We start from the raw sequence: 11,845 nt of genomic DNA on the forward strand, positions 1-11,845 counted from the left end.
GTACGAGCCCGAGCCGGGGCCGCTCCTGCTCTTCTCGGCCAGCGCCGACGAGGTATCCCGCAACCGCCGCGATAGATTCAGCGCGATCGATTTGTAGAAGCGGTGGCCGATGGAAGGAAAAGTATCGAAGATCTCGCGCAACTTGCTGGCCAGCAGGCGATCGGCCTCGACCTCAGTCTCGGCCACCACGGAAGCGCTGGCCGGCCGGCCTTCGAGGAACGCCATCTCGCCGCAGACGGCGCCCGCGCCCAGCGATGCGATCGCCTTGCCACCCACTTCCACGCGCGCCGTCCCACTCACGATCACGAAGACTGCCTCGATGGGCAAAGCCGCCCGGATCAGCGTCTGCTGCGCGTGGAACTTCACGCGCTCCGCGTGATCGCCAATCAGCACCCAATCGTTCGCCGTCAAGTATTCCAGTTGCGGCGACTTCGTCATCCCCACATCACCCTCCCACGTCGCCGCACACACCCCTTCCGCGGGCGTGTAGCTCGGCGTGCCGGGAAGTCGCGATGCTGGGACCCTGGGAAACAAAAAACTTAGGCGCAGCCTAGCACGATTCCCGTCCCAACAAGCTACCCTTATGGGCACTCACATCATTTTTAGGATTTCAGGCGTCATAGCCGTATCTCGTGTGGAGACGGCGAATGGACAATGCCCGGCGCCACTCCGGCGGCCTCATCCCAAAGCAAAAGGCGACCGCTGGTTGGCGGCCGCCTTCTGTGTTACCTGGTACGGATCCTTAGACCGGCTGTACGTTCTCAGCCTGGAAGCCCTTCGGCCCCTTGGTCACTGTGAACTGCACCGCTTGACCCTCCGCGAGGGAGCGGAAGCCGCTCGCCTGGATGGCGGAGAAGTGGACAAAGACATCCTCGCCCGTTTGGCGGGTGATGAAGCCGTAGCCCTTAGCGTCGTTGAACCATTTCACTGTTCCTTGTTCCATGTTGATTACACATTCCTTGTTTCTAATGTTACGTGTTGCTACCGGCGGCGCCGCCCCGGGCTCCCCGAACCGCCTGTTGCCAGGCCTTTCGGATCGCTTTGGAACGATGCTGCTGCGCGGTTTTAAACGCTCAGCGCCGGACGATAAAGATCACGAGGAGGATACTTCAGGCAGGAACCGCTGTTTGGCGAGTGCTGCACACAACCAAGTTTCTTTGTCGCACGTACTCGCAGAGTATAACACACCCCCCACGCCCCCTGGCTACTGCTGCTTTTGGTTCAACCACTGGGGGAAGAATGAGCATGATGCCTGGGAGCGCGGCCTGGTCGAGAAGCCCGCCGCGGGACGGCTGCCCTAATCAGCAACTTAAGGCTAAAATGCGCGGCATGGCATGGGTCGGCGGCGCGGCAGCGGCAAAAGCTCCACCCAACGAAGCGAAGAAACCGTCCGGATTCTCCGTCTGGCGGCTGATCCGCTGGCTGATACTGCTCGCGCTGGTCCTGGTGGTGGTGCAGGTGCTGCGCCGTCCGGCGCCTCCGCTCGCCGTGCAGCGGACGCCGCAAGAGCGCGCGGCAGATGCCGCCGCCTTCCGCACCAAGCTCGACGCGCTCCAGCGCGCCCATAACGAAGGCACGCCGGGGCTGCCAGCCCGCTTCAGCGAAAACGAGCTGAACGCATACATCGAGCAGAGCGTGGCGGAGATATCGAGTAACGCGACGAGTAATGTCCCGAGTAATGCGCAGGCAGAAACGGCCGCGGCCGCGCTGGTAAGGACGGTGAAGGCGCCGACGGTGACACTAGCCGGCGACGAGATCACCGTTCAGATGACGGTGGAACGCTTCGGCAAGGAGTTCATCTTCAGCCTCTCCGGACGACTGGGGACCCAACACGAAGCCAGCCAAAACGAAGGCAGCTACGTGGCCTTCCATCCCACGAGCTGTAAGTTGGGACTGGTCAGCATCCCGCTCGGACTGGTGGATAAACTGGTGCAGCAGAAGCTGGCCGAGCCGGAGAACCGCGAGAAGATGAAGCTGCCAGAGTTCATCCAGTCAGTCCGCGTGGAGAACGGCGAGCTGGTGGTGATGGAGAAGTAGCCGGCCTCGCGGCCATCGGGGATACACCCCCTCCCCCCTCCCTTCGCCCTCTTCAATGGAATGAGAGACTTGCAGATTTAAATCCCGGAAATCCCGGGGCAAATCCCGGAAATATGCTGGTTTCGTTACTTAGAAGAGCGTGATTTCAAAGAGCGTAGTCCCGATGCGCGTGTCAGCGTTATGGAGACACACGTTGCCTCTTCCAGTATGGCAGCTTCGGTAGGGCAAACCGGCAAACTATCGTGTGTCTTTATTGTGATTGGAGTGAGTGAGTTAGCGGGAAATCGTGAGTTTGAGGGGCTTGACACGTCTTGTTCTGAAAACCGAACAAAAAAGACACTAGCTGCGCAAGCGCGGCCGCATTGGAGACAATCCCTCCGCAAATCCACCTTAGAGGAGACCACCAATGATCCGACGCATCGTGGTTGCGGCCCTGCTTCTGACGGCACTCAGTCCGGTAGCCGTAGCGGACAAGAAGATCAAACTGGATCCGACGTGTAAACGCGATCAGAGCATCATGGCATTCCAGAAGACGATAAAAGCAAATGGCGGCGCGATCGACACCATTCATTTGAAGAACGGGCTGATCGTGCTGGTGACCGCCCGCTCCGCCAAGGCGGCGAAAGCGATCCAGGCGGCGGCGGCAGATTATCGCACGCAGGAGGACAAAGCCGCCGGGGAGAAAGGCAACAGCCTCGACCCGCATTGTCAGACGCTGCTTCGCCTGATGCAGCAAGGAACGGTGACGGCGGAGACACATAACATTGCCGAGGGCGTGATGCTCGTCTACCTCACCGCCGACCCGGGTACCGTGGTGACGATCCAAGACGATTGCTGTAAGTGGTGCACGTGTCCTTCCAGCAACTGGCGCTGTTCAGGCTGTTGCTGATCGGCGAGAAAGCGGGCCCAGAAGCGCGCGAGCCTACCGGCAGTGTGGAAGGAACTCTTCTCGCGGTCGGGGTTCTTCCGCCCTGCCGAAGGCTGGCGCGTAGGTCGGGTCCGCGACGGAGCGGCGTGGAAAGGAGCAGCACCCACGCAAGCAAAACCAGCTCCCTTCGGCTCCGCGCAGGGCAAGTTAAGAACGTGGGGCACCTGGCAGGCTTCGCGCGCAGGTCGTGGCCGCGGCGACCGTAGCGCGATAGCTACAAAGAAATGCGGGGAAGGCGGATGAACCGCCTTCCCCGATACCATCACGTCCCCAAAGGGGATGCTTATGCGTGCGCGGCGACGGGCTCGGCCACGTTCGTCTTGAAGGTCGACTGGATCACGTCTTCGCTGCGGACTTTCGGCGTGCCCTCGATCGTCTTCGACAGGAGCTTCATCACTTCGCCAAAGGAGTTCTTGGCATAGATCTCCGCATTCTCGCGCGTGTCCCACAGGCTGATCGCGGTCACGTCCAGGCTGTTGGGATTGCAGAAGCTGATCTCGTTCTGGAAACCTTTCTGCTTGCGCAGCAGGGGCAGGACGTCGTTGGTGAACGTCTTGGTGTAGTCATTCAACATCGCGGGCTTCAGGCGCACAGAAACGTTGCGAGCAAACATGGGTCAACCTCCAAGGTTGTCGTGCTGTGACTAAGAGGAATGGACTTCAGATGGGCTGACTTAGCTCAGAGGACCTGAAAGAGGAGAGAGGATAGAACACAGACGGTAGGGGTGAGGAGAAACGCCCGCTACCAACCTCATCATTAACAGTACGCCCCGCCGGCGGGATAGTCAAACCGACGCGTTCCCACCCGAAGCCTGCCCTGAGCGCAGTCGAATGGGCTTCGCACGAACCGCTTCGCCCGCCGCGGCGGGGATGGGCACCCGAGATTCTAAAGGGTGGGCCACCCGCCCACCCGCCGGTTAAGAACGTGGGGCAACGCATTGTCTGGGCCACCCGCCGGCCAAAAGGTTCAGGACGCTCGCCCGAGTTCCTAAGGTGGCCAACCGCCCGGACTGATTCGAGCAGAGTCCATCGCTCCCACCCTTTGCGGACGCAAAGGATGGGCCACCCGAGATTTAGGGTGGGCCACCCGCCCAGCCCACATTTTAGGGTTGGGACACCCGCCACGCAAATTACCAAGTGCGGTTGGGCCACCCGCCCACCCGCCGCAAGGAGGGGAGAGCCCTTTAGGGCTACAGAACCAACTACTTGGCGTCGAAGATGGGGGCATTGCGCTCGAAGTCCACGGGGACGGAGACGTGCTCGTGGACGACGAACCAGCGACCGTCGAACTTGCGGAAGACCTCGGTCCAGCGGAGGGTGACGTCCATCGGGGCGCCGCCTTTTGCGACACCGGTTATGCGCTCGCTGCCGTGGGCGACGGCCATGTCCTTGCCGACGACGATGCGCATGTTGTCGAGGCTCGAGATCTTGGGCGGGTGCTCGAACCGCGCGAAGAAGTTGGCGTAGCTCTGGCGATAAGCGGCGCGGCCGACGTACTGGATGGGCGGAACGACGTCGAAGGCGACCAGGTCGTTGTTTGCGGGGTCACGGACGATGGCCTCCTCGGGAGCGTAGAGGCGCATGACGCCGTCGAGGTCCCCGGCCTCGAACGCGCGTTGCCATTCGACGAAGAGCTGCCGGATCTGCGCTTCATCCTTGGTCGCCTGCTTGTCTGCCTCGGGCGCGCCGCCCGTAGCCGCCCTCACGCCGGCTGACGAACTCGCCTTCCCAGTCGGCGGTTTAGCAACCTTCTTGTTGACTGCAAGCGTGTGCTCAACGCCGTCCTCGTCCTTCAAGAGCGCCCTGCCACCGTCAATCGCGAAGTGCACGGAGCTGTTTACGGTCACAGCTAATGCTCTGTCGTCATCGCTCGTCATAGTCCGCGTGAGTTCCCACAGCGTAGACCCGTCATCTATCGTGTAATACATGACGTCGTTCCTGTGGCTTGTACCGCCCGCGAGTCCCGTTCCCCGATCGGTCTGAACATCGATGAGTATTCCGGTCATCCATTCGCGAGAGAGTTTTTCCCTCGCAGCTGCGAGGCTGACGAGAACAACAGCTAGTGCCAGGAACTTCCACGTTCGCATAAAAGGCTCCTGAAATTAGGCGCGGCCATTCTGTGCCGGGACAGGACTGCCGTCAACCGACTGCCTTTGCGTGCTTCGCACCGGGCCGAGCTTCTTGTCACAACAACGTGGCCACGCCGACCACCGCGAGTGTGCGACGCATCTAGTTTCGCTCCAGAACTTCACCAGTGCCGAACAAGGTCGACGACTGCGAGGGCAAACGCGACAGCCGTGATTCCGAGAATGACAGCCGTGAGTCGATTGGTTGTCTTGATGAGCCGAGCGCTAGTTTCATCGAGCGTTCGAATTGTATCGATAAGCTCAACCGTCATCCGCGTCGTGAACCAAGCGTCTTGCTTCCCCGTCATGTGATTTGTCTGCGCTGCATCCTCACGCAGGACTTGCAGGTCATCGACAGTAAACTTCCTCGTAGAACCAAAGAGTTCTTTTAAGCGATCAGTGTTAATCATGAAACCTCAATGGCCAAGGGCTGGCTTGTGCCAGGCCCCGTTGTACCTAGTTCTAGGTTTGGTCTACAGAATTTGTCAGTTTCTGTTCCAAATCCAGAACAACGGTTACGAAGGCCTGGCCTGTCGCGCTCCGCGATGCTGCGCGCGGGCCTTCGGCAGGGGGTCGTTTGCCACCCTGCGGCTTTAGCCGCAGGGTGGTCGGGTTTTCTGGGGGCCTACGACGCGCGCCACCTAGCTACTGGTGCGAATCGGTGTTCCCAGATCCTCCGCGCAGCAAAAACCGCGGCGCGAAGGATGACATCGCGTTAGCTAAGACCGTCAGCTACAGCCGCTCGTGCTGCCACAGCTCATGGTGGGGCTGCGGCCGCCGATCTGGTTCCTTCGACTCGCGGAAACCGCCCGCTCGCTCAGGATGACAGTCGGTGGTGCAGTTCATGCGGCTAACTACAGCCGCTTGTAGACCCGCAGGACATACATCTGTAGCAGCTGCCGTTCCGCACCATGATGGCGCCGCAGACGTGGCAACTGGGCGCGTCGCCCATGTCCACGTGGTCACGCAGCATGTCTGCGGCGTGGCCGGACATCAGTCCCCTGTCTTTGGTCGTTGGTCGTTGGTCGTTGGCGGAACCCGTATCGCCGAACTCAGGCGCCATCCCGCCCTGCGGCGGCATCGTTCCGGAAGCCAGCGCGCGCTCGTCAGTCATCCCCGAGCCCGCCGGCATCTTTCCTCCCAACGGCTCGCCCAGGTATTTGGGACGGAGGCCGTCGAACAGCGACTGCTGCTGTCCGGTTAAGAAGCGCAGGTGGAGCCAGCGGAAGATGTAATCCATGATCGACTTGGCAAAGCCGATCTCCGGATTGTTGGTCCAGCCCGAGGGCTCGAAGCGCGAGTGCGCGAACTTCTCGCACATCAGCTTGAGCGGCACGCCGTGCTGCAGCGCAATCGAGGTCGCGGTGGCGAACGAGTCCATCAATCCCGAGACGGTCGAGCCTTCCTTCGCCATGGTGATGAAGATCTCGCCCGGGGTGCCATCTTCGTAGAGTCCGACGGTGATGTATCCGTCGTGCCCGCCGACCGAGAACTTGTGCGTCACCGAGAGCCGCTCGTCGGCGAGTTTGCGCCGCACAGCTTTTGGCGGACCCGCACTGACCGGCTCCGCGACCACCGCCGCTTGCGCCGCTTTCTCGTGCGTGACGCCGCCCTTGGCCATCAGCGGCTGCGATTTCTTCGAGCCGTCACGATAGATGGCCACGGCTTTCAGCCCCATCTTCCAGGACTGCAGGTAGGCTTCGGTGATCTCTTCCACGGTGGCGTTCTCCGGCATGTTCACCGTCTTCGAGATTGCGCCCGAGAGGAAAGGCTGCGCCGCGGACATCATCTTTACGTGCCCCATGTAAGCGATGGAGCGTGTGCCCTTCGATGGCTTGAAGCTGCAATCGAACACTGGCAGGTGCTCTTCTTTCACGAAGGGTGCGCCTTCGATGGTCCCGGTCGCGTCGATGTAGCTGACGATGGCGTTGGCCTGGTCGCCGGTGTAGCCGAGCTTGAAGAGCGCGGAGGGCACCGTCTGGTTCACGATCTTGATCATGCCGCCGCCGACCAGCTTCTTGTACTTCACCAGCGCCAGGTCGGGTTCGACGCCGGTGGTGTCGCAGTCCATCATGAATCCGATGGTGCCGGTGGGCGCGAGCACGGTGACTTGCGCGTTGCGGTAGCCGTGCTTTTCGCCGTGTTGCAGCGCCTGGTCCCAGGAGTCTTTCGACGATTCGATGAGCGTGGCCAGCGTGCCCGTCCACGCCGCCGGAGTTCCGGGAGCGTTGAGCGATTGCCCGATCCGGTTCACCGACGCCCGGTGCATGCGGATCACGTCGAGGAACGGCTCGCGGTTGGGATAGAAGCCCGGGCACGCGCCGCCGGTGACATCACTCGCCGGGATACGATCGCCGGCAGGAGCCAGAGCTGGACACTGCTCCGCGATGCGCGCCGATTGCAGGTACGCCTCGCCGCACATGATCGCGGTGACGCAAGCGGCGTAATCGCGGCCGGCGTCGGAATCGTAAGGCAGCCCGTTGGCCATGAGCAGCGCGCCCAGGTTGGCGTAGCCCAGGCCGAGCGGACGGTAATCGTGCGAGTTCCGCATGATGGATTCGGTCGGGTAGCCGGCCCAGTCCACCAGGATCTCCTGCGCGGTGATGGTGATGTCCACGGCGTGGCGGTAGGAATCCACGTCGAACGCGCCCGAAGGCGTGGTGAACTTCATCAGATTCAGCGACGCCAGGTTGCAGGCCGAGTCGTCGAGGAACATGTACTCCGAGCATGGGTTCGACGCGTTGATGCGCGCCGTGTTCTTCGAAGTGTGCCAGCGGTTGATGGTGGTGTCGTACTGCATGCCAGGGTCGCCGCACGACCATGTGGCTTCGGCGATCTTGCGCATGATGTCTCTGGATTTGTAAGTCGCGACCACGCGGCCATCGCGCACCGCCTTGGTGGAGAAGTCGCCATCGCGCTCCACCGCGAGCATGAACTCGTCGGTCACGCGCACGCTGTTGTTGGCGTTCTGGAAGAAGATGGACGAGTAAGCTTCCGAGTCCGGCGAGCTGCCGTCGTAACCGTTCTGGATCAGCGTCCAGGCCTTGGCCTCTTCTTTCGCTTTGCAGTCGATGAACTCGTTGATGTCGGGATGCTCCACGTTGAGGATCACCATCTTCGCGGCGCGGCGCGTCTTGCCACCGGACTTGATCACGCCGGCGAAGGCGTCAAAACCCTTCATGAAGCTGAGCGGGCCACTGGCCGTCCCGCCGCCGGAGAGCGCTTCGTTGGAAGAGCGCAGCGGCGACAGGTTCGAGCCTGTCCCCGAGCCCCACTTGAAGAGCATGCCCTCGGTCTTGGCGAGGGTGAGGATCGAGTCCAGCGAATCCTGGACGGAATTGATGAAGCACGCCGAGCACTGTGGACGGGTGTAGCCCACCGCGCCGAACCTGGCTTGCGCCTGTTCGAAGGCCCAGTGCCAGTTGGCCGCGTCGGAATCGGGCTCGATGCGGTCGCAGCCTACGTTGAACCATACCGGCGAGTTGAACGCCATCTTCTGGTTCACCAGCAGGTGGACGAGTTCGTCGTGGAAAGTGGCCGCGTCATCGGAGCTGCGGAAGTATCCCGAAGTGATGCCCCAATCGCGGATGGTCTCGGCGACGCGGGTGATGAGCTGGCGCACGCCGGTCTCGCGCTCGCTGCTTCCGATCTTGCCGTGCAGATATTTCGAAGCGACGATGTTGGTCGCCGTCATCGACCAGTCCTTCGGGACCTCGACGTCTTTCTGCTCGAAGATGGTTCCGCCGCTCGCGTCAGAGATGTTCGCGGTGCGCAGCTCCCACTCGACCTCGTTGTAGGGCGAGACGCCCGGCTTGGTGAACATCCGCTTGACCTGGAGACCTGGCGCTTTGCGCGTGGACTGCTTCTGCTGCTGCTGCTGCGCGACTTCGCTGGTAGCGTTTTGCGCGGCGTTTTGCGCAACCCCATTCGTTTTCGTGGTGACGTCGGCCATCTTCAATCTCCTGGATCCAAATGAATCGTGATGACGCTGTTGTTCCTTAGCGTGCTGAATGTTTGTCTAGAAACCGGCGGGCAGCGTCTGCGCCACGCCACGCAGTTTGTCGCTAGTCCGCGCCGCATCCGCGCCGGCTTCCGATGCAACGCCGGGCGCGCTGAAGCTTTGCACGATGCCGCTCGCGGCCTCGGCCGAAGCCGAGATCCATTGCTGCAGCTGCCCCGCGATCAGGTCGCGCTGCATCGCATCCGTGACCACGGCGTAGCGGATGAAGCAGTTGCCGCTCAGCAGCCGCTCGCGCAGCGCGCTGGCCGGCGAGAACAGGCTGCTCAGCGTGCGCGAAAGGTCATCGGCCGTGGCGACCTCGAGCACGGCAAGCATTCGCTTGTACCCCCGCGCGCCAAAACCGGGCGCGCCGGGGGCCCCGTCTCCGTTCTTTTGATCAAGACCACCGGCGGCAGCGGCGTCCACCACTTCTTCGGCGAGCGCGAAGATGCCGGGCTGGTGCGGAGTGAGCAGCAGGTTGAAGCTGGATTCACAGCGGGACCAGCGTGACCAATCGAGTCGAACGGCGTCGCTTTGCATCAACTTCTCCTCCTAAGGGTTCCGGTCGTCACGGCGACCTGCGCCCTCACGTTCGGCAACGAGCTGTCCACTCGCGCCGTACGCTCACCCTCCGATTTGGGGCGGAAAAGCCCTTACCCGCGCTGCGTTATTTCCGCAGGCAGGATCGGGAAGCTCTTCCCTGTTTTGTCTTACCCCCGAGTGTCGCGGCGGATGCCGCGGCAGGCTGGAGTAGCCACCGCACAACTGCTTGAAAGAACCCCTCTCCCGGTCACCTCTGCCGAAAGAAGTACTGCTCGTGGGATGGGAAGTTACGCCTGTATGTTGTGCGTGTCAAGCCCATACCACCATATCTTGTACTTATTATACCAGTCTGCTGTTAATCCCGTTGATTCCTGGGCGTAGGTGAAACACGAGGGACGGAGCCGCGATCGATTTCCACAAGTCTTGGTAGAGGCGATGAAGCGGCTGGAGAACGAGCGCTGGCAGTGCAAGCACTCTAGGCGCACGCGCACGCATGGTCAATCACCTAAGAGTGGTGCAAGCCTGTGCATGGGCGAGGAAAAGAGGAAAAGCGGGACGAATCCTGCTTGCTCGCGCCGCGTAGTGCTGCAGCTCAGAGTGCGGGCGGGCTGTACTGCGGCAGCTTGTCCTTGGCTTCGGGCGTAGCCTTCACCACGATCTCGCCGAAGAGCAACGACGGCGCGACGTAACTCACCGGGATGTTCGCCGGATCGTTGCTGACATACGGATCGTCACCCACGCCGATCAGGTCGTTGCGCAACGCGCGCGTATCGAGTTCATCGAGCACAGCGCCACGCACCAGCTCCTCGCGCCCGTCCTTCACATATACGCGGTACAGCAGGCGCGGAGTCTCCACGCCCGCCATGGTGCCGACGTAGTAGCCGTACTCGAGCCCGCGCTCCTTGCAGAGCGCGATGAGCTTCTGCTTGAGTCCGGCCGCCGGCTCCGCTTTCGAACTCTTCAGGATGATGTTGCTGGGGGAGGCATTGACGGCCGGCCCCAGATTGCGGCCGTGTCCGTTAGAAGTGATGAAGTCGCGGATCGGCCGGCGCGAGACCAGGTAGCTCTGCAACACGCCTTTTTCGACCAGCGTCACCGGGCGCGCCTTCACTCCCTCGTCGTCATAGATGGTGGCGGCGACGAGCGGCTGGCCGGCGTAGGTTGCCACCGTGGGATCGTCGATCACGGTGACGGTATCGGGCAGGATGCGGGCACGGAAGCTCTCGCCGTAGGGACCGGTCACGCGTCCAGATTTCCCCAGCGGTGGCCGATTGCCGACGAGGTTGGTGGCCAGCAGATAGTTGAGCAGGGTGCCGCCGGCATCATTCGAGAACAGCACGGGACCGCGATATTCGCCGGCCACCGCGGGAGCCGCACGCAGGGCTTTCAGCGTCTGCAACTGCTCTTCTACCTTGCGCTTCAGCTCCGCCGCGCTGGGCAAGGTCTCCAGGGCAACGGCCTGGCGGCTAAACATGCGGCGCAGCCTCATGCCATCGGGCGCCTGCGTCTCCGCACCTACGGTGACGGCGTGGCTGGGCTGCGCCATCCGCACCGCCGTGCCCTCGGAGTTGACCACGTAATAGTTGTTCACGCTCAGGTGCAGACTACCGCCCAGCCGCTGGATCAACGGGTCGGTGCGATAGAGCCCGGTGGCGTCATCGAGTGCGCGCTCGAACGTGGCTGTGTCCGCAGGCAGCGCGACGCGTGGCTCGAAGTACTGCACCGGCGCCTCTCTGGAGAAACTGGGAACGTCATCGGTGGACTCGTACTGCTTGAGCGCCGTCTGCTTCGCCGTGAGCATCTGCAGCGCGTTCTTGTATGCGCGATCGGTGGCGAGCCAGAGCGTGTGCCGCATCGCCAGCACGTCATCTTCCGTGCTGAGCAGGTCGAGCTCGCCGAGCCCGTAGCCGAGATCATTATCCTGCGCGTAATCACCCACCCGGACGAACACGGTGAGCAAGCGCGTGTGGTTCCGCGCATGTCCAAGCGGCGCTCCGAAGCTGCTCTCGTAATCGTATGCGTCCGTGTCGTTGACGATGTACTGGATAAAGTAGGGCTTCTTCTGGCCGGTGAGCTGCAACCTCTCCTGCGAGCGCTTGAGCTCCTGGCGCAGTGCGGTGAGTACCGGATCGTCGCCCGGCACGGCTGAGTTGGGCACAGCCGGGCTGGACACAACTGGCTTTCGCACCGGCCGCGGCGCAGACTGCTGCGC

10 protein-coding genes are annotated in these 11,845 nt (G+C 62.1%); 3 read left to right on the forward strand and 7 right to left on the reverse strand.

Annotated elements, in window-relative coordinates; all coding sequences use genetic code 11:
- Nucleotides 1-534 (reverse strand): cyclic nucleotide-binding domain-containing protein (locus M3P27_01980; GenBank protein ID MDP9267079.1); only part of this gene is annotated, 534 nt, incomplete at its 3' end.
- Between the two features lie 208 nt (nucleotides 535-742).
- Nucleotides 743-943, reverse strand: coding sequence for a cold-shock protein (locus tag M3P27_01985; protein MDP9267080.1), 201 nt, complete (start codon nucleotides 941-943; stop codon nucleotides 743-745).
- A 386-nt stretch (nucleotides 944-1,329) separates the two neighbouring features.
- Between M3P27_01985 and M3P27_01990 the strand changes: the two genes are divergently transcribed.
- Both M3P27_01990 and M3P27_01995 read left to right on the forward strand, forming a co-directional pair.
- Complete coding sequence (locus M3P27_01990) at nucleotides 1,330-2,037, forward strand: hypothetical protein (GenBank protein ID MDP9267081.1); 708 nt, start codon at nucleotides 1,330-1,332, stop codon at nucleotides 2,035-2,037.
- A 406-nt stretch (nucleotides 2,038-2,443) separates the two neighbouring features.
- Nucleotides 2,444-2,926: a hypothetical protein gene (locus tag M3P27_01995; protein ID MDP9267082.1), complete on the forward strand. Its 483-nt coding sequence runs from the start codon at nucleotides 2,444-2,446 to the stop codon at nucleotides 2,924-2,926.
- Nucleotides 2,927-3,248: 322 nt separating this feature from the next.
- Here M3P27_01995 and M3P27_02000 read toward each other — a convergent pair whose 3' ends face one another.
- The gene (locus M3P27_02000) at nucleotides 3,249-3,578 is read right to left on the reverse strand and encodes a hypothetical protein (GenBank protein MDP9267083.1); all 330 of its coding nucleotides are present in this window, start codon (nucleotides 3,576-3,578) and stop codon (nucleotides 3,249-3,251) included.
- A gap of 588 nt (nucleotides 3,579-4,166) precedes the next feature.
- Nucleotides 4,167-5,051: a nuclear transport factor 2 family protein gene (locus M3P27_02005; GenBank protein ID MDP9267084.1), complete on the reverse strand. Its 885-nt coding sequence runs from the start codon at nucleotides 5,049-5,051 to the stop codon at nucleotides 4,167-4,169.
- A gap of 167 nt (nucleotides 5,052-5,218) precedes the next feature.
- Here M3P27_02005 and M3P27_02010 point away from each other — a divergent pair, with 167 nt between their 5' ends.
- The gene (locus M3P27_02010) at nucleotides 5,219-5,482 is read left to right on the forward strand and encodes a hypothetical protein (GenBank protein ID MDP9267085.1); all 264 of its coding nucleotides are present in this window, start codon (nucleotides 5,219-5,221) and stop codon (nucleotides 5,480-5,482) included.
- 458 nt (nucleotides 5,483-5,940) lie between these two features.
- On the opposite strand, the gene M3P27_02015 is transcribed toward M3P27_02010, so the two are convergent.
- The 3 genes from M3P27_02015 to M3P27_02025 all read right to left on the reverse strand — a co-directional run.
- On the reverse strand, nucleotides 5,941-9,042 hold the full coding sequence (locus M3P27_02015; protein MDP9267086.1) for a vitamin B12-dependent ribonucleotide reductase: 3,102 nt from the start codon (nucleotides 9,040-9,042) through the stop codon (nucleotides 5,941-5,943).
- 66 nt (nucleotides 9,043-9,108) lie between these two features.
- Nucleotides 9,109-9,630 (reverse strand): hypothetical protein, encoded by a 522-nt coding sequence (locus M3P27_02020; protein MDP9267087.1) that lies wholly within the window; start codon nucleotides 9,628-9,630, stop codon nucleotides 9,109-9,111.
- Between the two features lie 595 nt (nucleotides 9,631-10,225).
- On the reverse strand, nucleotides 10,226-11,845 hold a 1,620-nt coding region (locus tag M3P27_02025; protein ID MDP9267088.1), incomplete at its 5' end, for a metallopeptidase TldD-related protein.

This window comes from Acidobacteriota bacterium (assembly GCA_030774055.1).
Classification (GTDB): Bacteria; Acidobacteriota; Terriglobia; order Terriglobales; family Acidobacteriaceae; genus JACPNR01.

Bases quoted from the DNA above. Each gene is read 5' to 3' on its own strand.
- M3P27_01985 (MDP9267080.1), bottom strand. From the start codon at position 943: ATGGAACAAGGAACAGTGAAATGGTTCAACGACGCTAAGGGCTACGGC.
- M3P27_01990 (MDP9267081.1), top strand. From the start codon at position 1,330: ATGGCATGGGTCGGCGGCGCGGCAGCGGCAAAAGCTCCACCCAACGAA.
- M3P27_01995 (MDP9267082.1), top strand. From the start codon at position 2,444: ATGATCCGACGCATCGTGGTTGCGGCCCTGCTTCTGACGGCACTCAGT.
- M3P27_02000 (MDP9267083.1), bottom strand. From the start codon at position 3,578: ATGTTTGCTCGCAACGTTTCTGTGCGCCTGAAGCCCGCGATGTTGAAT.
- M3P27_02005 (MDP9267084.1), bottom strand. From the start codon at position 5,051: ATGCGAACGTGGAAGTTCCTGGCACTAGCTGTTGTTCTCGTCAGCCTC.
- M3P27_02015 (MDP9267086.1), bottom strand. From the start codon at position 9,042: ATGGCCGACGTCACCACGAAAACGAATGGGGTTGCGCAAAACGCCGCG.
- M3P27_02020 (MDP9267087.1), bottom strand. From the start codon at position 9,630: ATGCAAAGCGACGCCGTTCGACTCGATTGGTCACGCTGGTCCCGCTGT.